Genomic DNA, 24158 nt, shown 5'->3' with positions numbered 1-24158 from the left:
TCAGTGCTCCTTGACCAGTGCGGCGTACGGTCCCCGCGCGGCGACCAGATGGTCGTGCCGTCCGCGCTCCACGACCGTGCCCCGGTCGAGGACGACGATCTCGTCGCTGTCGCGGACCGTGCTCAGCCGGTGGGCGATGACCACGCAGGCGCAGCCGCGGCGCCGCAGATTGTCGATGATGATCTGTTCCGTCACCGCGTCCAACGCGCTGGTCACCTCGTCGAGCACCATGACGCTGGGGCGGCGCACCAGCGCCCGCGCGATCTCCAGCCGCTGGCGCTGGCCGCCGGAGAAGTTACGGCCGTCCTGCTCGACGCGGCTGTGGATACCACCGGGGCGGCGGGCCACCACCTCGTGCACGGCGGCGTCCTGGAGGGCGGCGACGACGGCCTCGTCCGTGATGGAGGGGTCCCACAAGGTGACGTTGTCGCGGACGGTCCCCTCGAAGAGGAAGACGTCCTGGTCGACGAAGGACACGGACGCGGCCAGCGCCCCGCGCGGGATGTCCTCCAGCCGCATCCCGTCGATCCGGATGGCCCCGGCCCACGGGGCGTGGAGCCCGGAGACCAGCCGGGAGACGGTGGACTTGCCACTGCCGGAACCCCCGACGAGCGCGACCTGCTGCCCTGGTCCGACCGTGAGCGAGAAGTCCTGGAGCAGCGGGGCGTCCAACGGGTTGTAGCCGAAGGTGACGCGGTCCAGCTCCACATGGCCCTTGAGGCGACGGGTGGAGGCCGCGGGCTCGCGCCGTGAGTAGACCCGGTCGACCGGGAAGTTCTCGACGTCCTCCAGCCGGGCGATGTCGGCCGCGAAGTCCTGGATCCGGCCGGCGACGCCGCCCAACCGGGAGATCGGGGCGGTGAAGCTGGTCACCAGGGCCTGGAAGGCGACGAGCAGGCCCACCGTGAGATGTCCCTCCACCGCCCGCAGGCCGCCGATCGTCAGGATCAGCGCGCTGTTGAACGCCGCGAGCGTGGGCGCGACGATCGCCAGCCACGCACCGGGCACGCCGAGTCGCTGCTGCACGTCGAGGGTGACCGCGTGCTGTCCGGCCCAGCGGCGGAAGAAGCCGTTCTCGCCGCCCGTCGCCTTCATCGTCTCGATGAGCTGGAGACCGCTGTACGCGGTGTTGGTCAGCCGGGCGCTCTCGGCGCGCAGCTTCTGGGTACCGGTGGCCCGCAGCCGGATCGCGATGCGCAGCGCGACGACGTTGAGCAGCGCCACGGCCACACCGACCAGGGTGAGTTGCGGATCGTACGTCCACAGCAGCACCGCGTAGAGCACGACCACCACGGCGTCCACACCCGCGGCGGACAGGTCCCGGGCGAGGGTCTCGGCGACCGCGTCGTTGGACTGCAGACGCTGGACCAGATCGGCCGGATTGCGCTGGGAGTAGAAGGTGACCGGAAGCCTCAGCAGGTGACGGAAGAAGCGGGCACTGCTCAGCGTCGAGGAGATGATCCGCCCGCGCAGCAGGTTGGCCTGCAACAGCGCGGTGAGGGTCGCGGTGAGGACGAGGGCGACGGCCATCGAGGCGAACAGCACGCCCAACAGGGAGGTCTGCTCGCCGATCAGGAACATGTCGATGTACGTACGGCTCAGGGCCGGCACCGCCACACCGACGGCGACCAGCAGGAGGCTGGCGACCACGGCGGCGGCCATGGTGCCCGACGTGCCCCGCAGCCGCGCCGGCACGGCCCCCATGACGCCGGGCCTGCGGCCACCGCGCCGGAACCCGTCGCCGGGCTCGAAGACGAGGACGACCCCGGTGAAGCTCGTGTCGAACTCCTCCATGGGGACGAACCGGCGGCCCTCGGCCGGGTCGTTGACGTACACGCCCCTGCGGCCGAGCCGCCGGCTCGTGCCCTCGTACACGACGTAGTGGTTGAACTCCCAGAAGAGGATGGCCGGGGCGTTCACCTCGGCGAGCGCGGCCAGGTCCATCTGCATGCCCTTGGCCGTCAGCCCGTACCCACGCGCGGCCTTGAGGAGATTGCCGGCGCGGGAGCCGTCGCGGGAGACGCCGCACGCGATGCGCAGCTCTTCGAGCGGGACGAAGCGGCCGTGGTGGCCGAGCACCATGGCCAGGGCGGCGGCGCCGCACTCCACCGCCTCCATCTGCAGCACGGTGGGGGTGCGTACGGGGCGGGGGATCCGGCCCCTGGGCACGGGTACGGACGCGGGCCTGCGCCGGGAGCCGCCCTTCGGCTCGGGGCGGTGGCGCCGGCGCCCGGCGGGAGTCGGAGTCCGGTGCGGGGCGGTCACGGCAGCAGCCAGTCGACGGGGCGCTGCGCGGCGAGGTGGACGGCGCCGGTGACCGGAGTCCTCGAATCGACGGCGTACGGGGGCCCGTCCGCGGAGGACCACCGATAGCCGGAGGGGGTGGAGGCGGAGCGTTCGAGCCGGACGACCACGGCCACCGGGCTGCCGTGGCGGGAGAACTCTTCGGCGAGCCCGCCGTCCCCGAGGAACCCGCCGATCTGCGCCCGGGTCAGGGGGGCACGACCGACCTCGGTGACCCGCCCGCGCAGTGTGCCGAACCGCTGCTGCGGGACGGACTGGACGTCCAGGTCGACCGCGGCGCCCACGGCGATCGCCGAGCCGCTGCCGCCGGGCACGTACAGCACGGCCACCAGCGGGTCCGCGGGATCCTTCACACGCTCCACGGTGGCCACGTCACCGCCCATCGCGATGACCGAACCCACCTTGGCGACCAGCGTCGTCAGCCGGCCGCCGGTCACCACGCGCACGGGCCGTTCCCCCTGCTCCGTACGGACGTTGAGCACGGGCGCGCCGGCGGTGAGCAGCTGGCCCTCTTCGGCGAGGACCGCGGTCACCTGTCCCGCGATCGGTGTCTGCAGTACGTAGCTGCCTTCGGCCCGGGTGAGGATGCCGGGCGCGCTCAGCTCGGACGACACGGTCTCGGTGCAGGCCCAGTAGGTCGCGGCGGCCATGACGACGAGTGTGACGGCCAGAACGAGTCGACCTTGCGGGCGCGCGAAGCGAACGGGCAGGTCGAATTCCTCGGGCGATTGCAGCTTGGAAAGAGCCTTTTGGCGAAACTGCACGGACTGTTCCTTCAACTGCACACAAAGGGACGGGCACGTATACGTACGGCCGAGAACCCCGGAGCCGTGGGGGACACTCCGGGGTTCACGGGTATTTCCCGATCAGAGACCGGCGCGACCGGCGTTCACCGAAACACCGGTGATGCCCGTGACGAGGCCGGGGACGTGGGAGACGATGCCCGTCGCGGTACGGACGGTGTCGAGGGAGCCCACGAGGCCCACGACGTTGTTGACATCGCTGGTCACGGCGCCGGCCAGGCCGCCGGACACGCTGATGATGCCGCCGGACACGGCGTCCAGCTCGGTGTCGTCGATCTCACGGGTCTCGATGTCGTTACGCATGGCGCGCACCTTTCATTGGGGGGAGGAATTCATCGCGGCGCGGTCGGCGGCACGAAACTCGGCCGCCGTTCCGGACTGCTGCGATGAGCAAGATGAAAGCACGCGAACGGGCCCCTCACCCAATCCCGTTGACTTCCCGTCACGGGCGGACGGGCGCCTCTGTCGACGGACGTGCAGCTTGATTCACCGAATGGTGGCGACTTCTTCACAGAAACGAGTAACAGATACGACCGACGCGCTGCTTACATGGAGCGAAGCGGGGCGAATACGGATCAAAGCATCAGGATAAATCCGGCTTATCGCTCCGCTGGGGAGGTCGCTTGTCGAGTTCGCGAACGCGATGTGCAGGTTTTCGCAGGACGCGTGGGGTGATGACCCCGTCACGCCCGGTGCGCACGGGGGAGGGGGAAGGCGCTTCGACGGCGAGATCACCGCAGGTGCCCGACGGCATCGTGGGCACGTTCCGCACCGGCGTGCCATCGACCCGGCCGCCCGAGACCGCGGGCGCCGCGGAGAAGGTAAATGCCTCGACAGCGTCCCGCGCCGCCCGGCAGAGTGGCCGTCCGTGACCAGCAGTGAACTGTGGACCCGTGAGACCGCCGACCGCTACGACGCCGAGGAGACCGAGACGTCCTCGGCTGCCGTTCTCGGACCGACTCTCGGCTTCCTCGCCGAGCTGGCCGGGGACGGCCGGGCGCTGGAGTTCGCCATCGGAACCGGACGGGTGGGCGTCCCGCTCCGGGAACGCGGCGTGCCGGTGGTGGGCATCGAACTGTCGGAGCACATGGCGGCGGTACTACGGCGCAAGGTCGACCGGAGCACACTCCCGGTCACCATCGGGGACATGGCCACGACCGTCGTCCCCGGCGCGTTCTCCCTCGTCTATCTCGTCTACAACACCATCACGAACCTGCTGACCCAGGACGAGCAGGTCGAGTGCTTCCGCAACGCCGCACGGCATCTGGAGCCCGGCGGCCGCTTCGTCATCGAGCTGGGCGTGCCGCCGTTGCGTTTCCTGCCCCCCGGCCAGGTCGCGGTGCCGTTCGACGTCTCCGAGCACCATCTCGGCTTCGACACCTTCGACCTGGTCGAACAGATCCTCGTCTCGCACCACTTCACCCGCGACGGCGACGACGGCCGCTACCGCCGCGAGAACTCCCGGCATCGGTACGCCTGGCCGGCAGAGCTCGACCTGATGGCACGGATCGCCGGGCTGGAGCTGGAACGTCGCGTCGCGGACTGGGACGGGTCCCCGTTCACCCAGGACTCGGCGAAGCACATCTCCGTGTGGCGCAAGCCGGCCTAGGCGCGCCGTGGCGCTGTCCGCACGCGACAGCGGGGCGGCTGCCGGCGGACCAGGACGACGCCCGGAAGCGGCCCGCCACGGAAGGGCCCGGATCGATCAAGTCCGGTGCGCCCGAAGGCTCCTGAGCGCAGCCCTCCACCCTTACCATCACGCACATGTCGATCACTTCCCGCATACCCGTCCTCCACGCCGGCAAGGAAACCGTCGCGCTCGTGGAGAACGACGCGCTGCTCGTGCGCCGTCCGCACGAGCAGACGCACATCCCGTTGAAGGCCATCAGCCGTGTACGCGCACAGGGGCGGTCCGTCACGATCGAGCTGACCGCCGCCCCGACCACGGATGTGACGCACGTCCACCGGGTCTGGGACGTGGCGGATGCCGACGGCGTCGCCTTCGCCGACGCCGTGAACGCGGCGCTGCCGGAGCGGACCGAGGCGATCGACGGCGCGGACCTCGTCTCGGGCGAGCGCCTGTACCAGCCGAGTTATCGGAACTGGCTTCGCGGCATGAAGCGCGGCGCGCTCGTCGCGACCCTGGTGGCCATCGGGGCGTGCGTGCTCGTGGGTTTGACGGGAAGCCCCGCCGCCATGATCTTCATCATCCCGTGCAGCTTCTTCGGCATACCGGTCCTCGCCTTCGGCGCGTTCCTCGCGTACGCCCCCGTCGAGGAGCGGTACCTGCGCAAGCACGGCGTCAGGACGGCTGCCGTCCGGCTGCAGGACCAGCCCGGCCTGTACGCGTACACGGATCCGGGCGGCGTGGTCCGTACCGTGCGGCACTCCATCCCGACCTGGAGCATCGAGGCGGCGTACGACCCGCGCGACCCCGGCCGCGTCCTGCCGCTGCGGACGAGGGGGCGGCGCATCCGGGACGCCGTTCTGGTCGCCTTCATCCTCGGTGTCGGCCTCCTCTTCGCCGGCGGGGCCGTCGCGGCGGTGGTCGGGGCCTTCCTCGGCCAGTTCGACAGCCTGACCTGAGGTGCGCCCACGGGCAGCGCATCAGCGTAGGTCGTCCCCTTCCGGGACGACCGGTGGTCAGAGCTTCACTTCGCGGTGGGCGTGCCGGGCGCTGCTCTCCACCTCGGCGAGCAGGTCCGTCCGGATCGGCTCGGCCGTGCCCCGTGTCTGCGCCCAGACGCGGGCCATGTCGAGGCCCTGGCTGCGCAGCCGTTCCACGCGGGTGGGTTCGGGGGTGTTCTTGCGCTCCTGGAGCCAGGTGGCGGTGAGCCGGCCCACCGGGGTCGACGGGTCCGCATCCGCTGTCCGACACGGGGGCTGCCGTCACGGCAGCCCCTCACCGAGACCGGGTTCACCCCGCCGCCGGTGCCGTCGGTGTCAGCTCGTACGGGTCAACGGCTGCCCGGCGAAGCTCACCCCGGCCAGGCCATGGGCCATGAGGTTGCGGATGTTGCCGTGATCGGTGTCGTTCGGCGTCGCCAGCACGCTGCGGTAGTGCTCGCCGAAGGCCTGCAGGGCTTCCTGGTCGCTCAGCCCCTCCAGCAGGGCCAGCCCCAGCGTCTTGCAGGAACCCTCGTTCTCACCCGCGGCGTTCTCCACCTCGCCGTTGCGGAACGCCTGCGGCTCGTAGGCGTAGTGCGCGGCGACGAAGGCCAAGGTGTCGGCGAACGCGTGTTCACCCGACGCAAGGCTCGCCCGCAGCTGGTTCAGATCGGTCATCTCGGTTCCCTCGGGTTGGACGGACGATCCGATTGCCGTCCGTGACCGGGACGATAGCCCCTGGAGGCCGGTCGGCAGGAATCGGGCCACATGTCGGAACGAGCGGCATCCGCGCAGGTCACGAGGTGCTCCGGGGTGATCTGCCGCGGCCCGGCCGGTGCGTTGTCAGTGCCGGGCAGGATGATGACTTCCATGACCGAAAACAGTGCCCTGCTCTCTCCCACCGCCTACGCGGAGGCCGTGACCACCGCCGTGGCGGCCTCGGCCGCCTACTACGGCGACGGGACCACCCCGCTCGGCGACGACGAGTACGACGGGCTGCTGCGTGCCATCGCGGCCTACGAGGAGACCCACCCGGACGAGGTCCTCGCCGCGTCGCCGACCGGGAAGGTGGCGGGCGGGGCCGTGCAGGGCGACGTCCCGCACTCGGTGCCGATGCTCTCCCTCGACAACGTCTTCGACGCCGATGAGCTCGCCGAGTGGGCCGCGGGGCTGGAACGGCGTCTCGGGCGACCGGTGGCCGGGTGGTGCGTGGAGCCGAAGCTCGACGGTCTCGCGGTGGCCGCCCGGTACCGGGGTGGCCGGCTCGTCCAGGTCCTCACCCGCGGCGACGGCTCGGCCGGCGAGGACATCACCCACGCCGCCGAAGCCGTCCTCGGTCTGCCGCCGGTCCTCACCGAGCCGATCGACGTCGAGCTGCGCGGCGAGGTGCTGTTGACGACCGCGCAGTTCGAGGAGGCCAACCGGATCCGGCTCGCCAACGAGGCCACGCCCTTCGCACACCCGCGCAGCGGCGCCGCCGGCACCCTGCGGGCCAAGGACCGCCCCTACCGCATCGAGCTGACCTTCTTCGCCTACAGCGCGATCGGCCTGGACGACCTCGGCCACGTCGCCCTGCTGCTGCGGCTGGCCGCGCTCGGCGCGAACACGGCGGCGAGCACGGCCGTCGCCCCGATGCGATGCGAGACCGTGGAGCAGGTGCAGGAACGTATCGACATGATCGCCGGGCTGCGCGGAGACCTGCCGTTCGGCATCGACGGTGTCGTCGTCAAGGCCGACACGGCCGAGGACCAGCGGCAGGCGGGCAACGGCTCGCGCGCCCCGAGGTGGGCGGTGGCCCGGAAACTGGCGGCCGAACACAAGGTCACGCGCCTGCTGGCGGTCGAGTGGAACGTCGGCCGGACCGGGATCATCGCCCCGCGCGCCGTTCTGGAGCCCGTGGTCATCGACGGAGTGACGGTCACCTACGCCACGCTCCACAACCCGTCCGACATCACCCGCCGCGGGCTCATGATCGGCGACCAGGTGTTCGTGTACCGGGCGGGCGACGTGATCCCCAGGGTCGAGGCACCGCTGGTCGACCAGCGCACCGGCACCGAGAGCTCGATCGCCTTCCCCGAGGTGTGCCCCCGCTGCGGCGACGCGATCGACACCTCCGAGCAGCGGTGGCGGTGCGTGCGGGGCCGGAGCTGCCAGGCGGTGGCCTCCGTGATCTACGCGGCCGGCCGGGACCAGCTCGACATCGAAGGCCTCGGCGGCACGCGCGCGATCCAGCTGGTCGAGGCCGGTCTGGTCGAGGACGTCGCCGACCTGTTCACGCTCACCCGCGAGCAGCTCCTCGGACTGGAGCGGATGGGTGAGACCAGCGCCGCCAACCTCCTGGCCGCGATCGAGACCGCCCGTGGGGCCGCGTTGAGCCGGGTGTTCTGTGCCCTCGGCGTCCGCGGCACCGGACGTACGATGTCCCGCCGGATCGCCGCGTACTTCGGCTCGATGGCCGCGATCAGGGCGGCCGACGCGGACACGCTGGCCGGCGTCGACGGCATCGGCACCGAGAAGGCCCGCGTCATCGCGGCCGAACTCGTCGAACTCGCCCCGCTCCTCGACAAACTCCAGGCCCAGGGCGTCGGTACGCAGGTCACCGAACCGCAGAAGCCCGAGGCCGACGGAGACGACGGCGAGGACGCCACGGGCGGCCCGCTGGCCGGGCAGGCCGTCGTGGTGACCGGAGCCATGACCGGGCCCCTCGCGGAGTTGTCCCGCAACGAGATGAACGAGCTGATCGAGCGGGCCGGCGGGAAGGCGTCGTCGTCGGTGTCCAAGCGCACCAGCCTCGTGGTGGCGGGCGAGAAGGCCGGCTCCAAGCGCGCCAAGGCCGAAGAACTGGGCATCCGCATCATCGACCCCGAGGAGTTCGCCGCCCTCGTCGCCGACCTCCTCCCCACCCCGTAGCCGTCGCCGTCTCCGAGGGCCGGCGATACCGGCCCTCGGAACTCCTGGCCGGCCAGGACCGCCCGGACCACGAAGGGGTGACCGCAGGGCTGGAACGATCCGGCACACGAGCGGGTCCGGTCGTCGCCCGCCGGAGGAGCGCTGCGTGACCGTACCCCTCGCGGCCCACAGCTGAACCGGTGCCGGGCCGTCACCGGACCAGCGTCAGTGAGACGGTGCGACGTGCGAAGTTGATGTCGGAGATCTCCACGACGACTTCGTCGCCGACCTGCGGCAGCGGGGCCGGCCGGTCGGTGTCGGGGACGTCGAACGCGGACTTGTGCAGCAAGCCTGCAATGCCTTCATGTACGTGCACGAAGACGCCGAAGGGGACGACCTTGGTCACGCGGCCGACAAGTACGCGGCCGAGGTGCGTGCGAGCGAAGTCCTTGAACGGGTCGAACTGCAATGCCTTCAAGGAGAGGGACATCCGGACCCGGTCCAGATCGATGTCCAGGACAACCACCGTGACCTCCTGGCCCACCTCGACCACGTCCGCCAGACGGTCGTAGTACAGCCAGGACACCTCCGCCACGTTCACCAGGCCGTCGACACAGCCGCCGAGATCGACGAACGCGCCGAAATCGACCAGGGAAGACACCACACCCCTGCGGACCTGGCCCTGCTGCACCGTCCGAAGGAAGGCTCGACCAGCCTCGCTTGTCGCATCGTCCATGCGGTTCAGCCTTCCGGGCGCGTCATCGTGGGGCTTTCCGCTTCCATGATCAGCCGGCGCAGTTCGGAGGCGGGGGCGAGCCGGTGGATGCCCTGGAGACTGACCGAGCCGTCGGTCCACAAAGTCGTGTACGCGTTCGCCGTACCAGGACCGTATCCAGCCCCACTGACAGGTCGAACCGCTCATTCATGCGAAGGATCGAGGTTCTGCGCGTCGACGATGGTGGCCCACCGGCGTGCGAGACGGCGGCATGCGTGGACGAGTTCGGGTGGGTGGACGTCGCTGAGTTCGGTGTCGAAGGTGGCGAGGATGCCGGCGATACCGGCCCAGGACCAGGCGCCGAGAGTGAGCCGGCAGTAGTCGGAGTCGAGGTGTTCCACGACGGAGCCGCCCGGTGCCCAGCGGGCCACGACGTGAGCGGGCAGGTTGAGCCGGGCGGTGCCGGTGCACTGCCAGACGGCGGGCGTGTCGCCGCGGTCGTGGGTGCTCATCACGAAGTGGGCGAGGTCGGGGTGGGGAAGCGCGCGGGCGGCGAAGCACTGTGTGGTGGGGCGGGCATGCAGTCGGTCGACGCGGCGCACGCGCCACTCGTCGTCGGTGAGGTCGTAGGCGACCAGGTACCAGCGGGCGGCCCAGTAGACCAGGTGGTGTGGCTCGATGCGGTGGGCGGGCAGGTGGTCGGGGTCACCGGGTTCGGGGCGTGTGCCGTCGGGACGCAGTGTCTCGGTGACGAGCAGGTGGCGGTGGCGTACCGCGGTTCCGACGGTGGTGAGGGCGGCCGGGTCGATGGGGGGAGCGGGGAACTCCCAATAGTTCTGCAGCCGAGTGAGGCGCAGGGATTCCATGGATGCCCGCAGTGTCGGGGGCATGACCTGGTGCAGAGCCGCCAGGGCCCGCGCCGCGTCGTCCCTCAGGCCGAACACCGCGCTCGGCGCGGTCTGCAAGGCCACCGCGACCGCGAGGGCCTGGTCGTGGTCGAACAGCAGCGGAGGAAGGGTTCGCCCGGCCCCGAGCCGATAGCCGCCGTCGGGTCCGTGAACGGTGGCGATCGGGTAGTCGAGCGCGCGCAAGGATTCGATGTCGCGGCGGGCGGTGCGCTCGCTGGTCCCGAGCCGGCCGGCGAGCTCGCGCAGCGACCACTGCCGTCCTGATCCGAGCAGGGACAGCAGCCGCAACGCCCGGTGTGAGGTGTTCGCCATCGTCCCACCCTGACACCGATGGTGGCCACTCGGTGTCCACCACCGTTGCCAGGGTGGGTTCTGTTCGGCGAGCAGAGGCGCGGAAGGACGGTGTCGGGTATGCGGGTGGTCGTGGTCGGTGGCGGGATCGGTGGGCTCGCGTTGGGGGCGGGGCTGCGCCGCCGGGGGTTCGAGGTGGCGGTGTTCGACCGAGACACCGATGTGGCGGCGACGGGCGGCTACCACATCACCCTGGACGAGCGGGCGCAGTCGGCGCTGAAGGACCTGGTGGAACCGGAGATCACGCGGCGGCTGCTGGCATCGGGGTCGGCGCTGCGACTGCGCGAGCGCGACGCGTTCTGGGACCGCCGCGGCCGGCTGCTGGGCCACGGGCCGGACCTCGGCGACAGTGCGAGTATCGACGTCGATCGGATCACCCTGCGCATGCTGCTGGCCGAAGCCGTCGGAGATCGCCTGCACTTGGGACGCCATGTGTCCGGTGTCGGACACGACGACCACGGTGCGCCCCGAGTGCTGTTCACGGACGGGGCGTCGGTCTCGGCGGATCTGGTGGTGGGCGCGGACGGCACCCACTCGGTGGTCGCCCGACACCTGGCCGGAGGTCCGACCAACAGCCCGACGGGCATCATGGGGTTCTCCGGTCGCACCCTGCGGCAAGACCTCAGCCCGGGCGAGCATCGGCGACTCGGGCCACGATCGGGGTTGGCGATCGGCCCGCGCGCGGGAGCGCTCTACGTCGGCTTCCTCGACCCGGTCGGCAACACCGCGCTCGACGCCCCCGAGTTACGGATGTCGGTCACCACCGAACCCACCTACATCTGGGGCGCCATGTTCCCCGAATCCACCGGCACCGATTCCCTGCGCGACCTGAGTGGCGGCGCGCTGCGGGCCGCGCTGCTCGGCCTGTTCCGTGAGCGGGGCTGGGCCGAGCACACACTCGAGGTCATCGCCCGAGCCGACCCGCACAGCGTGGCCGGGTTCCGTTTCAACGCCGCCTCCACCCGCGCAGCGGATCTCGCGCCGTGGCCCGCGGGCCGGATCACCGCGCTGGGCGACGCTGTCCACGCCACACCGCCCACCGCCGGAATGGGAGCGGGCGCGGCCATCCGCGACGCCGCGGGCCTGCTCACGCACCTCGGCGCCGTCGCCGACGGCACCGCCACCCTCACCGACGCCGTGGCGGATTTCGAGGCGGGCATGCGCCGGCGCGGCAGCGAAGTCCTCACCCTGGCCATGAAGACCGTCCGGTGGATCCTGGCCACGGACACCACGCTCGGCGCCGCAGCCACCGTCGTGAGCACCCCGATCCTGGCCGCGGCCGCCCGGCTGCGTCCCTGACGCGGCGTGGAGCGACTTCGGTCTCCGCACGCGATCCCTACGGACGAGGGGTCGGGACCCGCCCTCGGGGGCGGCTGGGCCGTCCGCGCGATTCCTCACGGGTGGACGTCCGAACTCCGAGGACGACCAGGTCATCCTGGTCACCCGTGCGGCACTCGCCGCGCCCTTCGCCTTGTCCGTGAGCAGTGTGCAGCAGGGGCGTTCCCTGCTGCTGGAAGTGTTCTGCTGGGCGGCCGTGAACCTCGCACCGCCCGGAGTCCGCAGGGATCGGCACTGGTTCGACCTGGGAGTCGGGCTGTACCGGGCCGGTGAATGGCTTCAGCAGCGGATCGACGAGGCCGACGGGGAGGACGGGGAGATCGGGAGCGCCGAGTCGAGCGTCACGCCGGCGGCGGGGTGAGTTTGGCGGCCACGGCGTCGAGGACCCAGTCCAGGCCGGTCGTGAAGGACGCCTCGGCGTCCACGTCCGTGCCCTCGTGCACGGCCTTGGCCAGCGCCGGGAAGCGGCCCGTGGCCAGCATTCTCGTCACGTGCGGGCCCGACGCCCGCTGCCAGTCGCGCTTGGACAGGCCCGTGGCGCGTTCGGCCCGAAGGTTCGCGATCTCGCGCCTGATCGCGCCGATGAAGTAGGCGCTCACCGTCTCCACCGCACGCATGACGGTGTCGATATCGGCGCGGTCGTCGAGCGCGGCCAGCGTGGCCTCCGTCACGGCAAGGCCGTTGGGGCCCAGGGCCGGGCGACCGCCGAGCAGGTCGGCCAGCCATTCGTGGCGGAGAGCGGCCCGCCTGGTGCGCTCGGCGAGGACGCGCAACGCCTCCCGCCAGTCACCGGGCCGCTCCTCGGGGAGGATCTCGGCCTGGACCTCGTCCACCATGAGGTCGAACAGCTCCTCCTTGGTGGAGATGTATCGGTACAACCGCATGGGGCCGGCGTCCAGGCGCGCGGCGACCTTGCGCAAGGACACCGCCTCCAGCCCGCCCTCGTCGGCCAGCGCGATGGCGGCGGCGACGATCCGCTCCCGGTCGAGCGGTACGGGTTGAGTCGACGGCTCCGGCCGGTCCCACACAGTCACGGTGCGATCGTACCGTTGCGATGTGCTGTCGCGAGTCAATACAGTGTATCGGTATGAGACAACGCATCGCCGTGGTCGGGAGCGGTCCCGCCGGCCTCACCTTCGCCCGCGTCCTGCACCGCCACGGTCACCCCGTCACCGTCCTCGAACGCGATCCGGCCCCCGACGCCCGCCCCCCGGGCGGCACCTTGGACCTGCACGAAGGGATGGGGCAGCTCGCGCTGGCCAAGGCGGGGCTGCTGGAGGAGTTCCAGGCGCTGTCTCGGCCCGAAGGGCAGGCCATGCGGATCCTGGACGTGGACGGGACCGTCCTGCGCGACTGGCGACCGCGCCCGGACGACCGGGCCAACCCCGAGATCGACCGCGGACAACTCCGTGACCTGTTGCTCGGCCCGCTCGACGTCCGATGGGGGAGGGATGTCACGCGGGTCGTGCCCGGAGCCGGGGACGGCGTACAGGTTCATCTCGCGGACGGGCGACACGAGACGTTCGACCTCGTGGTCGGCGCGGACGGCGCCTGGTCCCGGACCCGCCCGGCACTCTCGTCGGTGACGCCGCGGTACACCGGCGTCACCTTGGTCGAGACCTCCCTGGACGATGTCGACACCCGCCACCCCGACCTCGCCCGGTTGATCGGCGACGGGTCCGTGGCGGTGTACGGCGTCAACCGAGCCCTGGTCGCCCAGCGCAACAGCGGCGGCCACGTCAAGGTGTACGCCCAGTTCCGTGCGCCGCTGGACCTGCACGCGCACCTCGACCCGGCCGACACCGAGGCGGTGAGAGCGGCCCTGCTCGCCCTCTTCGACGGCTGGGCCGCTCCCCTCCTCGAACTCCTCCGCCACGGCACCGCTTTCACCCGTCGCCCCCTCCACGTCCTGCCCGCCTCCCACACCTGGACCCACGTCCCCGGGGTGACGCTGCTGGGCGACGCCGCCCACCTGATGCCCCCACTGGGGGCCGGCGCGAACCTCGCGATGCTGGAAGGCGCCGAACTCGCCGAGTCCCTCGCCGCCACCGGCCCTGGAGATCCGGACGAGGCCGTCCGCGCCTTCGAGGACCAGATGTGGGCACGGGCCGCCCGGTGGGCGAAGATCACGATGGCCGGGCTGGAACGCCTCGTGAGCCCGGACCCCACCGCGGCCCTCGCCCTCTTCGACCAGCTCCAACCATCCTGACCGCCGAGTGCGACGAGGACGCCCTCCGCTCAGCGGCGCGGCACGCGATGGCGGCGGTGGTAGGAGACGGTGACGGCGGCGAGGAGCGGGCCCCAGAGGAACAGCGGTAGGTAGAGGATGCCGACCACGAGGCTCCCGGTGGGCGTCATGTCGTCGTGCGGAAAGTGCCACCACCAGGGTGTGAAGGCCCAGAGCACGGTCAGGGTCGCCGCACCGAGGGCGGCAGGGACCACGGCGGCCCTGGGGCGGACCCTTCGCCCTCCGATCAGCGGTATCCCGTGGGGCACGACCTCACCCCACGGCCGTACCAGACCGATCGTGAGGAAGGCTGCGAGCTCGCAGACCACGCTGAGGGTCAGCATCCACACCTGCGCGCCGATCGTCCGGAAGCTCTCGAAGCCGACGTCCGTGTATCCGGCCGGGTATCCGAGCACCAGGGCGATCCGCCACAGTCCGCTCGGCAGGACCACCCATGTCGTCAGATGCGCGGCGCGGACAGCCCAGCGGGGCGGCGCCGCGGAGTCGACCGTCGCGTCACTCGTTCGCATGCCCATGCCACACATCGTCACGTGCCGTCCGACAGACCTCATCACCCTGCGCGAGGCACTCCGACGACCCTGTGGAACGACAACCGGACGGTGGCCTCCCCCACGTGGGGGAGGCCACCGTCATCCTCTAAGGCCATGGCCTCCGTGCAGCATGCCTAGAGGCTCAGCCCGTCCACGAGTTCGGTCAGCGCGGCCGCCGGCGTGGCGAGGCCCGGTCCGGCGGGGCCGCCCGGTTCGGACATGTAGGTGTCCCTGCGGATCTCGACCATCAGCGCACCGACCCGCGGGTCCTTGCCGTAGTGCCGCAGCGGTACGTACGTACCCGCGAAGGGGCTGTCGAGCCCAGTGCCGCCGAAGCCCGCGAAGGCCTTCTCGGCCGCGGCGAGGAGGGCGGCCGGGGTGTGGAAGGGGTCCGTGCCCAGGCAGATCGGCGGCCGCGGGCCGGCGCCGTGCAGCTCGTAGGGGAGGGGCTCCGTCGGGTACGAGTGCACGTCGATGATCACGGCCCGGCCGACGGCTTCCAGCCGGTCCTCCACCGCCCGCGTCATCGCGTCCGCGTACGGGTGGAAGTAGCGGTCGATCAAGGGTCCGCCGTCGAAGCCGTCCGCCCGCAGGCGCTCCCGATGCGTGGTGCGCGTGTACACCGCTCCCATGCCCACCGCCAGCATCTCCTCGCGCTCGTCGGGGAAGCGCTCGGGGTCGACGACGAGACGGGACAGCCCGTTGACGAACCGCCACGGCGTGAGGGCGCATCCGGCGGCGGCCGCCGCGGCGATGTCCGCCGTGTGCGAGTCGGTGATGTGGTCCAGTTCCCGGTCGAGCGCGGCGTCGTCCAGCACGATCCCGGCGCGTACGGAGTCCGGTACGACGCGCGAGGAGTGCGGTATGTGCAGGATCACCGGTGACGTCGCGGCGCCGGGAAGGAGCCGGAAGGACTCCGGGCGGACGGACTCGACGGCGTGGTTCATGTGGATTCCTCGGTAGAGGGCCGTGCGCGGGGCGGAGCACCCGCGAAAGCCTGACGGCCCCCACCGTTACCCCATGTCGGACGCCGGTTCCAACGCTTTCTTGAGGTTGCGCAGGGTGGTGGCGATGTTCCCGCGCTGGAAGTCGGCGAAGGTGTGTCCCCGGGTGGCCACCCGGTCGAAGGCGTCGGCCAAGAAGTCCGGCCACGACCGCCGGTCGTCCGTCCACGTCTCGGTCACCCGGGTGCCCTCCGGAACCGGCTCGAAGCGGTACTCCCAGGTCGCGATGGCACCGGGCACCCGCGGGCGCCGGACCCCGATGGCGTGCACCCGGAAGCGGAACAGCCGGTCCTCTTCGAGCGCCGTCACCGTGCACCTGGTGGTCCACCGGAAGGCCCCGCGCTTGTTGCGCCCGTCGAACACCGTCCCGACGCGTGTCGGCCCGGCTCCTCCGTGCACGGTGGCGCCGAGGTTCTCCGGGCTCCAGCCGCCCATCCGGGCAGGGTCGGACACGTGCCGGTAGACGTCGGCGGGACTGACGTGGACGACGATGCTGTCGGACACGGTGAACGTACGAGGCATGTTTCTCCCCTCCAGGCGGCCGACGCTACCGTGCCGCCGCACCCATGGCTACCCATCGGTAACTCCCGGGTGTGGGGGATGGCTGGACGGCCTAGCGCCAGTCGTCGTCGAAGGGCGGCGGAGGCATCTCGTCCAGGTCGAACGGCGGCTCCTCCTCGGTATCCTGCGCCGCCCGGTGGTGCTCCGGCCGGGCCGACGACGGCGCCGGAGCGGCTGGAGCGGCCGGAGCGGCCGGAGCCACAGGCGCGGCAGGTGCCACAGGCGCGGCCGGCGCATCGGGTGAGGCCGTCGCCCCGCACTCCGCCAGCGTGGCGAGCACGCCCTCGGCGTACTTGGCGAGCTTGGCCTCGCCGACGCCGCCGATGCCACCCAGCTCCTCCGTCGTGGCCGGCACCCGCGTCGCGATCTCCCGCAGCGTCGCGTCGTGGAAGACGACGTACGCCGGGACGCCCTGCTCGCGCGCCGTCTCGGCCCGCCAGGCACGCAGGGCCAGGAAGACCGGTTCCGCCGCGGCCGGCAGATCGACGGGCACACGGGCGCCCTTGCCGGAACGCGAGCCGGCTTCCTTGCGGGCGGGACCGGCGGGCGCCTTCTCCTTGCGCATCGAGACGCTGCGGCGTCCGCCCAGCACCTCGCCGCTCTCCTCCGTCAGCACCAGCGTTCCGTAGTCGCCCTCCACCGCCAGCAGCCGCTGCGCCAGAAGCTGGCGTACGACTCCCCGCCACTCCGCGGTGCCCAGATCCGCCCCGACACCGAACACCGACAGCCCGTCGTGGTCGAACTGGATGACCTTGGCCGTCTTCTTGCCCTGGAGGATGTCGATGATCTGGCCGGCGCCGAACTTCTGCCGCCGTTCCTTCGCGAGCCGCCACACCGTCGACAGCAGCTTCTGCGAGGCGACCGTCGCGTCCCAGGACTCGGCCGGCGTCAGACACGTGTCGCAGTTCCCGCAGGGAGTGCCCGCCTGCCCGAAGTACGCCAGCAGCCGCACCCGGCGGCAGTCGACCGTCTCGCACAGCGCGAGCATGGCGTCCAGGTGCATGCCCAGCGAGCGGCGGTGCGTCTCGTCGCCGTCGGAGCCCTCGATGAGCTTGCGCTGCTGCACGACGTCCTGCAGCCCGTAGGCCAGCCACGCCGTCGCGGGCTCCCCGTCGCGGCCGGCCCTACCGGTCTCCTGGTAGTAGCCCTCCACCGACTTCGGAAGGTCGAGATGCGCCACGAAGCGCACATCGGGCTTGTCGATGCCCATGCCGAAGGCGATCGTGGCCACCACCACGACACCGTCCTCCCGCAGGAACCGCGCCTGGTTCGCCGCGCGCGCCCGGGCGTCCATACCGGCGTGGTACGCCACGGCGTCGATGCCCTGCTCCACCAGGAAGGCCGCGGTCTTCTCCACCGAGGCCCGCGAGAGGCAGTAGACGACTCCGGCGTCACCGGCGTGCTCGCCGCGGATCAGCTCCAGCACCTGCTTGAGCGGATTGTTCTTCGGGGCGATCCGGTACTGGATGTTCGGCCGGTCGAAGCTGGCGACGAAGTGCCGGGCCTCCTCCAGGCCGAGCCTCGCCACGATCTCGGCATGGGTGGCCTCGGTCGCCGTCGCGGTCAGCGCGATCCGCGGCACCTTCGGCCAGCGCTCGTGCAGCATGGACAGCGCCAGGTAGTCGGGCCGGAAGTCGTGACCCCACTGCGCGACACAGTGCGCCTCGTCGATCGCGAAGACGGACACCTTGCCCCGGTCCAGCAGCCGCTGGGCGCTCTCGGTGCGCAGCCGCTCGGGTGCCAGGTACAGCAGGTCCAGCTCGCCGGCGAGGAACGACTGCTCGACGGTCTGCCGCTCGTAGGTGTCCTGCGTCGAGTTGAGGAATCCGGCCCGTACCCCGAGGGCGTTCAGCGCGTTCACCTGGTCCTGCATCAGCGCGATGAGCGGCGAGATCACCACGCCCGTGCCTTCTCTGACCAGCGCCGGGATCTGGTAGCAGAGCGACTTGCCGCCACCGGTCGGCATCAGCACGAGGGCGTCACCACCGCCGACGACCTGCTCGATGATCTCCTCCTGCTCGCCGCGGAAGGAGCTGTACCCGAACACGCGGTGCAGTACCTGCAGAGCGTCGGAGGTCTCGGTGGAAGCGTCGGGAAGTGCCATCCACGAAGCCTATCGACACCCACCGACACCCGACGCCGCCGCGTAGCATCCCGGGATGCTCAAGACGATCAAGAAGCTGCCCCCGGAAGCCGGCCGGACCGACGCCGAGGCCCTGCACGCGTACGACGCGGACGCCCTCGCGCGGTGCGTGGCCGACGCGAAGCAGCCGTGGTGGCGCCGCGCGGCCTGCGTGGAGGCGCTGGCCGGGCGCGTGCCGGAGCGGCGCGTGGGCCGGCTGATCGCGTGCGTCCAGGACACCGATGACGTGAGTCACGTCCGCGTCGCGCTGCTGGGCCTGCTCTCGGACCGCCCCGAGCTGCTGCCGTGGCTGCGGCACGAGGACCGGCGGCAGGACGGCAAGTACGGCATGGCCGAGGCGGTGCTGCGGGACCGCGCCGGCTCGACGAAAGCGTCCGCGCCATCCAGGTCACCGACTTCGGCGTGTACCACTTCGGCAGCCGCGGCCCGTTGGGCGTCGACACGTCGGTCTTCTACTGGCAGGACTGAGCGGAGCGGCCAGGACCGAGCGAAGGGGCCGCCCCGTAGGCGCCCTGCCGCCGTCGTCGCGTTCCGCCCTATGATCGTCACTCCGCGTACGAGGGGGGCTGGTATGGGGGCAGGCGGGGCGGCATCGCAGCGGACGCAGGAGGCACGGCGCCAGGAGCGGTTACTTCGCGAACAGTGGCACGCCGCCCGCCGGCAGGCCCTGCGGTGGGACACGGCCGGCGAGGGGGAGCAGCGGGTCCTCGCCCAGCTGCTGGTACTGACCGCGCGCGGCTGGCGGTTGCTCGTCGACCGCCGATGGTCCCGGACCCCGGCCGCCGACGCGGACATGCTGCTGGTGGGGCCCGGCGGCGTCTTCGTCGTCGACGTCACGGCCGGCCACGAGCCGGCCGAAGGGCACGCACCCGGACTGCTCGCCGCCACGAAGGCGGCCGAGAGCGCGGTGGCCGCCCTCGGCATGTCACCGGTGGCGGTCCAGCCGGTGCTGGTGTTCGCCGGACAGCGACTCGACGCGACCCTGGGCCGGATCCGGCTCCTGGGCGAACACGAGATCGGCCCCGTGCTCCTGTCACAACGGCACAGGCTGCGCGCCGAGTCGGTCCGGGCGATCACCGATCACCTGGAGCGGGTGTTCCCGGGCTACGCGGGGTCGGCGATCGACCCGCGGCCGGCGCCGGCGCCCGAACCCCACCGACCGGGCTCCCCGGACGGACTGTTCGACGTGCAGGGGTTGCGCGACGCGGCCCTGGAGGGGGCGAGGCGCGCGCCGATCGAGCAGTGGATGACCTTCCTCCACCCTGACCAGGTGGCACTGGTACGCCGCGACTGGTCGGGCCCCGCCCGCATCAGCGGACCGGCGGGCACCGGCAAGACGGTCGTCGCCCTGCACCGTGCGGCCTACCTGGCCCGGCGGACCACCGGCCGCATCCTGTACGTCACCTTCGCCAACAACCTGCCCCGCGTACAGAGCACCTTCCTCAAGGCCATGGCCCCGGCCGTCGCCGACCGGGTCGACTTCCGCAGCCTCCACTCCTGGGCCCAGGAATTCCTGCAGGAGCGGGGCATACCCGTCCGGTTGCACGGCGACAAGGCCGAGACCGCCTTCAGCCTCGCCTGGAAGAACGTCGGCCGCGCGAGCCGACTGGCCGCGCTCGACCCGGCCCCCACCTACTGGCACGAAGAGATCGACCACGTCATCAAGGGACGCGGCCTCACCCGCTTCGAGGAGTACGCGGCCGTCTCCAGGCGACGGCGGAGGGCGAGCCTGCATCGCACGCACCGCCAAGCCGTGTGGGAGCTCTACGAGGCGTACGAATCCCTGCGCGGCGAGCGCGGCGTCCACGACTTCAACGACGTCCTCTCCCTCGCCCTGGCCGAAGCGTCCCGCCGCCGCGAAGGACCTCCGTACGCGGCCGTCATCGTGGACGAGGTCCAGGACCTCACGCTCGTCGGCGTACGCCTCCTGCACGCGCTCGTCGGTGACGTGCCCAACGGCCTGCTGCTCGTCGGCGACGGCCAGCAGACCGTCTACCCGGGCGGGTTCCGCCTCACCGACGCGGGCATCGACATCCGGGGCGACCGCGGACAGGTGCTGCGCACCAACTACCGCAACAGCAAACAGATCCTGGACGCGGCGCTCACCGTCGTCGCCGACGACGCCTTCGAGGACCTCGACGGCCTGCGCACCTCGGGCCGCCGCGACGTCGACCTCACCTACCACGACGGGGAGGTCGTACGCGTCACCCGGCCCACCGTGGAAGCCCACGACCGGGAGCTCCTGGACGCCCTGCGCTCCCTGCCCGAGGGCGCCCTCGCCGACACCGCGCTGCTGTGCCCGTCCATGCGCGCCGTGGGCGACTACCAGCGGCTGCTCACCCAGGCCGGTATTCCCGTATGCCAGTTGGAGCACTACGACGGCCGTGCCGTCGACGCGGTGAAGCTGGGCACCTATCACCGGGCCAAGGGTCTGGAGTTCAAGCACGTCTTCCTGCCCCGGCACGACACGGTCCCCGGACACGGTACGCCGGCCGGTACGGAGACGTCCGAGACGGCCCGGGAGCGTGCGGAACTGCTGCGCAGCCGGCTCTTCGTGGCGATGACCCGCGCCCGCGACCTGCTGTGGCTCGGCAGCGTCACCACCGGGTAGGAGACCACCGTCCAGGCCGCGTCGCCAGGGTGTGACGCGTCCTGGTCGGCCGACGGCGGCGTGCCCAGACTCGGTCGGACGGAGTGATCCGCTTCCGACGAGGAGTAGGGCAGGTATGAGGAACGAAGCCAAGGTCGTGGCCATCACGGGAGCGAGCAGCGGGATCGGGGAGGCGACGGCCCGGCGGCTCGCCGCCGACGGACACCGGTTGTTCCTGGGCGCGCGGCGCACCGATCGGCTCGACGCGCTCGGCCGGGAGATCGACGAGGCGGGCGGTACCGCGGCGTTCCGGCGACTGGACGTCACCGACGCCGCCGATGTGCGGTCCTTCGTGGCCGCCGCTCGCGACCGGTACGGCCGGGTGGACGTGCTGGTCAACAACGCCGGGGTGATGCCGCTCTCGCCGCTCGACGCGTTGAAGGTCGACGAGTGGGACCGGATGATCGACGTGAACGTGCGAGGGGTGCTGCACGGGATCGCCGCCGCGCTGCCCGTGATGCGGGCCCAGGGCGGCGGGCACTTCGTGAACGTCGCCTCCGTCGGCGCGTACGAGGTGTCGCCCACCGCGGCCGTCTACTGCGCCACCAAGTACGCCGTCCGCGCGATATCCGAGGGGCTGCGCCAGGAGTCGGACGGCACCGTCCGCGTCACCTTGGTCTCGCCGGGCGTGACCGAATCCGAGCTGGCCGAAGGCATCTCCGATCCTGCCGCGCGGGAGGCCATGACGGCCTATCGCGCCGTGGCGCTGCCGGCGTCCGCCATCGCCGGAGCCATCGCCTACGCGGTCGCCCAGCCGGCCGAGGTCGACGTCAACGAGATCGTCGTACGCCCCGCCGCGAGCGCGCAGTGACCGCCGGACCGTACGAGGACCTGCTGCGCCGGCTGCGGGTCCTGGAGGACAAGGAAGCACTGCGGCGGCTCATGATCCGCGGCTGGCGGGCGCTGGACCGCAAGGACTGGCGGGCCTGGATCGAGTGCTGGGCGAAGGACGCGGTGCTGGAGTTCGAGCCGTGGGGGGAGATCCACGGGAGCGAGGCGATCCGGGCGAAGGTGGAGCAGGCGGAGGCGCACTTCCCGCACATGCAACACCACATCCTGAACATGGACTTCCACGTGGAGGGGGATCGGGCCACGGGCGTCGGGTACATGTGGTTCGTCGCCGTGACGGGCGGAGACCGGAGCACGTCGCCCACCTCCATGGGCGGCCCCTACGACTGGGAATTCCGCCGGGCTCCCGGGGGCGGCTGGCTCCTGACCCGCCAACGGCTGGGCGTCCGGTGGACCGACGGGGAGGAGACACCACCGAGCCTCGGCCGGTGAGCCGCCCGGGCGCGGCCGGTCGGGGACACTCCCGGGGGTCGCGCGGTGTGTCGGCGAGGCCGGCGCGGGGGGAGTCCCCTTCAATGGCGCCGCATGACCTTCTCCGCACTGCACCAGCCGTCGGCGCGCGCCGCGGCGCCGTACTCACGCCGTTCGGTCCTCACCGGAGCCTTCGCCCTGGCCACCGCCGCGGCACTGCCGCTCGCCGCGGCGGGGCGGGCGTACTCCGCCGCCACCCCGGACATCATCGGCTGCGCCACCTGGGGTGCGCGCGCGGCGTCCGAACCCGTCGTCGTCCTGGCCAACCGCCCGGAGCGGATCATCGTCCACCACACGGCGACGGCGAACGTGACGGACTACTCGAAGCAGCGCGCCTACGCCCTCGCCCGCGCGATCCAGACCTACCACATGGACGCGCAGGGCTGGATCGACACGGGCCAGCACTTCACCGTCAGCCGCGGGGCCTTCGTACTGGAAGGGCGCCACAACAGCCTGGCGGAGCTGCGCACCGGCTCCCGCCAGGTGCGGGCGGCGCACTGCGTCGGCCAGAACACGGTGTCCATCGGCATCGAGAACGAGGGCACGTACACCTCGGAGGCCCCGCCGGCGGCGCAGTACGCGGCGCTGGCCGACCTGTGCGCCCACATCTGCGACCAGTACGGCCTGCCCGCGTCGGAGATCTACGGCCACCGCGACTTCAACGCCACCTCCTGCCCCGGCGACCGCCTCTACGCCCAGCTGCCGACCCTCCGCAAGGATGTCGCCGCCCGCCTCGGCGCGCCCGCGCCGCAGGAGGCCGTCGATCCCCTGGAGGACCTGGTCCGCCAGGTCACCGGCCGGCCGTCCTCGTCGTACGAGGAGTACCTCCCGGCGGGTCTGCTGCCCTGACGGCCCGCGAGGGGTCACAGGCGCCAGTACGTACCGGCATGGGAATCGACGTGCACCACGTGGCGGCCGACGCGCACCACGTGGTGGTCCGGGCCGGACCAGGAGCCGCAGGCGCCGTCGGCGTCCGGCAGCGGGGTCCAGATCTCCAGGAAGGTGCTGCCGTCCGGATTGGTGCCGCGCTCGACCAGGTTCGTACCGTCCCACCGGAAGGTGCCGGTGTCTTCGCCGGGCTCACCGGTGAGGTGGTGGAAGCGCGTCCGGGAGCCGTCGAAGGACGTCGTACCGGCGAAGCCGCGGCTGTCGGCGTAGAACGCCCCGGCCTGCAGCCACACCACTTCGCGGTCCTCGATCAGGGGTCCGCCGTCGCGGCTGATGCCGCGCCGCAGCCAGGCGCCGCGCTCGGGCACGGGGACGCCCGGCCCGGTGTGCCGGGGCTCAGGCGCGGTCATCGGCAGCGGGTTCGTCCACGGCCAGCAGCGTCAGCGGTACGTTCCCGCGCACGGCCTGCGCGTACGGGCAGACGGCGTCCGCCCGGTGCAGCAGCGGCTGGAGGTCCGCCGCCCGCCACCCGGGCAGGCTGACGGTGAGCGTCACCGCGAGGCCGTAGCCCGCGGGCGTGTCCGTGGTGCCGAGCTGGACCTCGCAGGCCACGCGGGCCGCGGAGGCGTCCGCCCCGAACTCGGCGGCGACCTCCGCGAGCGCGGAGGTGAAGCACGCGGCGAACCCGGCCGCGAACAGCTGCTCGGGATTGGTGGTACCGGGGACCTTCTTGCGCGGCGGGGCGAGGCGGACGTCCAGACGTCCGTCGTCCGTACGGACGGATCCGGTACGTCCCCCGGCGGCGTGCGCGGTCGTCCGGTACAGGCTGCGGGTGAGTGGCACGGTCATGCTGTTCGGCCCATCTTGCTCGACGAGGACGCTGCCCGGGTGCGGACAGC

Annotated in this window: 24 protein-coding genes; 10 read left to right on the top strand and 14 right to left on the bottom strand. The window is 71.8% G+C overall.

Annotation, left to right across the window (positions count from 1 at the left end; translation table 11 throughout):
* From ACWG52_RS03460 to ACWG52_RS03450, 3 genes are all read right to left on the bottom strand, one after another.
* Nucleotides 1-2265, bottom strand: a complete 2265-nt coding sequence (locus ACWG52_RS03460) for an NHLP family bacteriocin export ABC transporter peptidase/permease/ATPase subunit (protein WP_390138397.1) — start codon at nucleotides 2263-2265, stop codon at nucleotides 1-3.
* The gene (locus ACWG52_RS03455; RefSeq protein ID WP_453127751.1) at nucleotides 2262-3068 is read right to left on the bottom strand and encodes a hypothetical protein; all 807 of its coding nucleotides are present in this window, start codon (nucleotides 3066-3068) and stop codon (nucleotides 2262-2264) included. Before ACWG52_RS03455 ends, ACWG52_RS03460 begins: the two co-directional genes overlap by 4 nt.
* A gap of 102 nt (nucleotides 3069-3170) precedes the next feature.
* Entirely contained in the window at nucleotides 3171-3410 is a 240-nt protein-coding gene (locus tag ACWG52_RS03450; protein WP_375932417.1) for a hypothetical protein, read from the bottom strand.
* Nucleotides 3411-3975: 565 nt separating this feature from the next.
* Here ACWG52_RS03450 and ACWG52_RS03445 point away from each other — a divergent pair.
* Together ACWG52_RS03445 and ACWG52_RS03440 are read left to right on the top strand one after the other, a co-directional pair.
* Nucleotides 3976-4716, top strand: a complete 741-nt coding sequence (locus tag ACWG52_RS03445; protein WP_390138401.1) for a class I SAM-dependent DNA methyltransferase — start codon at nucleotides 3976-3978, stop codon at nucleotides 4714-4716.
* Between the two features lie 155 nt (nucleotides 4717-4871).
* Nucleotides 4872-5693: a hypothetical protein gene (locus ACWG52_RS03440; RefSeq protein WP_390165756.1), complete on the top strand. Its 822-nt coding sequence runs from the start codon at nucleotides 4872-4874 to the stop codon at nucleotides 5691-5693.
* A gap of 57 nt (nucleotides 5694-5750) precedes the next feature.
* Here ACWG52_RS03440 and ACWG52_RS03435 read toward each other — a convergent pair whose 3' ends face one another.
* Complete coding sequence (locus ACWG52_RS03435) at nucleotides 5751-5951, bottom strand: hypothetical protein (RefSeq protein WP_390165758.1); 201 nt, start codon at nucleotides 5949-5951, stop codon at nucleotides 5751-5753.
* A 99-nt stretch (nucleotides 5952-6050) separates the two neighbouring features.
* Nucleotides 6051-6392, bottom strand: coding sequence for a HopJ type III effector protein (locus ACWG52_RS03430; RefSeq protein WP_390138403.1), 342 nt, complete (start codon nucleotides 6390-6392; stop codon nucleotides 6051-6053).
* A 183-nt stretch (nucleotides 6393-6575) separates the two neighbouring features.
* On the opposite strand from ACWG52_RS03430, the gene ligA reads away from it, so the two are divergent.
* Nucleotides 6576-8624: an NAD-dependent DNA ligase LigA gene (gene ligA, locus ACWG52_RS03425; RefSeq protein WP_389801648.1), complete on the top strand. Its 2049-nt coding sequence runs from the start codon at nucleotides 6576-6578 to the stop codon at nucleotides 8622-8624.
* A gap of 190 nt (nucleotides 8625-8814) precedes the next feature.
* On the opposite strand, the gene ACWG52_RS03420 is transcribed toward ligA, so the two are convergent.
* Both ACWG52_RS03420 and ACWG52_RS03415 read right to left on the bottom strand, forming a co-directional pair.
* A complete protein-coding gene (locus ACWG52_RS03420) occupies nucleotides 8815-9339 on the bottom strand; it encodes a S1 RNA-binding domain-containing protein (protein WP_389801649.1) in 525 nt (174 codons plus the stop codon).
* Between the two features lie 182 nt (nucleotides 9340-9521).
* Complete coding sequence (locus tag ACWG52_RS03415) at nucleotides 9522-10538, bottom strand: helix-turn-helix transcriptional regulator (RefSeq protein ID WP_453127746.1); 1017 nt, start codon at nucleotides 10536-10538, stop codon at nucleotides 9522-9524.
* 99 nt (nucleotides 10539-10637) lie between these two features.
* Here ACWG52_RS03415 and ACWG52_RS03410 point away from each other — a divergent pair, with 99 nt between their 5' ends.
* Both ACWG52_RS03410 and ACWG52_RS03405 read left to right on the top strand, forming a co-directional pair.
* Nucleotides 10638-11876 (top strand): FAD-dependent oxidoreductase, encoded by a 1239-nt coding sequence (locus ACWG52_RS03410; protein WP_453127744.1) that lies wholly within the window; start codon nucleotides 10638-10640, stop codon nucleotides 11874-11876.
* Between the two features lie 178 nt (nucleotides 11877-12054).
* Nucleotides 12055-12276, top strand: a complete 222-nt coding sequence (locus ACWG52_RS03405) for a hypothetical protein (RefSeq protein WP_389801657.1) — start codon at nucleotides 12055-12057, stop codon at nucleotides 12274-12276.
* Here ACWG52_RS03405 and ACWG52_RS03400 read toward each other — a convergent pair.
* On the bottom strand, nucleotides 12257-12949 hold the full coding sequence (locus tag ACWG52_RS03400; protein ID WP_389801660.1) for a TetR/AcrR family transcriptional regulator: 693 nt from the start codon (nucleotides 12947-12949) through the stop codon (nucleotides 12257-12259). The two genes, ACWG52_RS03405 and ACWG52_RS03400, sit on opposite strands and share 20 nt — an antisense overlap.
* A gap of 53 nt (nucleotides 12950-13002) precedes the next feature.
* Between ACWG52_RS03400 and ACWG52_RS03395 the strand changes: the two genes are divergently transcribed.
* The gene (locus ACWG52_RS03395; protein WP_389801663.1) at nucleotides 13003-14124 is read left to right on the top strand and encodes an FAD-dependent oxidoreductase; all 1122 of its coding nucleotides are present in this window, start codon (nucleotides 13003-13005) and stop codon (nucleotides 14122-14124) included.
* Nucleotides 14125-14153: 29 nt separating this feature from the next.
* On the opposite strand, the gene ACWG52_RS03390 is transcribed toward ACWG52_RS03395, so the two are convergent.
* The 4 genes from ACWG52_RS03390 to recQ form a co-directional block, all read right to left on the bottom strand.
* Nucleotides 14154-14678 carry a hypothetical protein gene (locus ACWG52_RS03390; protein ID WP_389801665.1) on the bottom strand — a complete coding sequence of 175 codons (525 nt, stop codon included), beginning with the start codon at nucleotides 14676-14678 and terminating at the stop codon, nucleotides 14154-14156.
* A gap of 149 nt (nucleotides 14679-14827) precedes the next feature.
* A complete protein-coding gene (locus ACWG52_RS03385; protein WP_389801668.1) occupies nucleotides 14828-15640 on the bottom strand; it encodes an N-formylglutamate amidohydrolase in 813 nt (270 codons plus the stop codon).
* A 66-nt stretch (nucleotides 15641-15706) separates the two neighbouring features.
* Entirely contained in the window at nucleotides 15707-16219 is a 513-nt protein-coding gene (locus ACWG52_RS03380; RefSeq protein WP_389801670.1) for an SRPBCC family protein, read from the bottom strand.
* A gap of 91 nt (nucleotides 16220-16310) precedes the next feature.
* On the bottom strand, nucleotides 16311-18362 hold the full coding sequence (gene recQ, locus ACWG52_RS03375) for a DNA helicase RecQ (protein WP_389801672.1): 2052 nt from the start codon (nucleotides 18360-18362) through the stop codon (nucleotides 16311-16313).
* Nucleotides 18363-18417: 55 nt separating this feature from the next.
* On the opposite strand from recQ, the gene ACWG52_RS03370 reads away from it, so the two are divergent.
* From ACWG52_RS03370 to ACWG52_RS03355, 4 genes are all read left to right on the top strand, one after another.
* A complete protein-coding gene (locus ACWG52_RS03370; protein ID WP_453127741.1) occupies nucleotides 18418-21012 on the top strand; it encodes a UvrD-helicase domain-containing protein in 2595 nt (864 codons plus the stop codon).
* Nucleotides 21013-21127: 115 nt separating this feature from the next.
* Nucleotides 21128-21862, top strand: coding sequence for an SDR family oxidoreductase (locus ACWG52_RS03365; protein WP_389801678.1), 735 nt, complete (start codon nucleotides 21128-21130; stop codon nucleotides 21860-21862).
* Nucleotides 21859-22332 (top strand): nuclear transport factor 2 family protein, encoded by a 474-nt coding sequence (locus tag ACWG52_RS03360; RefSeq protein ID WP_389801681.1) that lies wholly within the window; start codon nucleotides 21859-21861, stop codon nucleotides 22330-22332. The genes ACWG52_RS03365 and ACWG52_RS03360 overlap by 4 nt, the downstream gene beginning before the upstream one ends.
* A 93-nt stretch (nucleotides 22333-22425) precedes the next feature.
* Complete coding sequence (locus ACWG52_RS03355; protein ID WP_389801684.1) at nucleotides 22426-23220, top strand: peptidoglycan recognition protein family protein; 795 nt, start codon at nucleotides 22426-22428, stop codon at nucleotides 23218-23220.
* 14 nt (nucleotides 23221-23234) lie between these two features.
* On the opposite strand, the gene ACWG52_RS03350 is transcribed toward ACWG52_RS03355, so the two are convergent.
* Together ACWG52_RS03350 and ACWG52_RS03345 are read right to left on the bottom strand one after the other, a co-directional pair.
* The gene (locus tag ACWG52_RS03350; protein ID WP_389801686.1) at nucleotides 23235-23669 is read right to left on the bottom strand and encodes a hypothetical protein; all 435 of its coding nucleotides are present in this window, start codon (nucleotides 23667-23669) and stop codon (nucleotides 23235-23237) included.
* Nucleotides 23656-24108, bottom strand: coding sequence for an Ohr family peroxiredoxin (locus tag ACWG52_RS03345; protein ID WP_389801688.1), 453 nt, complete (start codon nucleotides 24106-24108; stop codon nucleotides 23656-23658). Before ACWG52_RS03345 ends, ACWG52_RS03350 begins: the two co-directional genes overlap by 14 nt.
* Nucleotides 24109-24158: the final 50 nt, after the last annotated feature.

It is taken from the genome of Streptomyces sp. CLCI03 (assembly GCF_053615355.1).
This window is presented reverse-complemented; position numbering and strand designations above follow the sequence as displayed.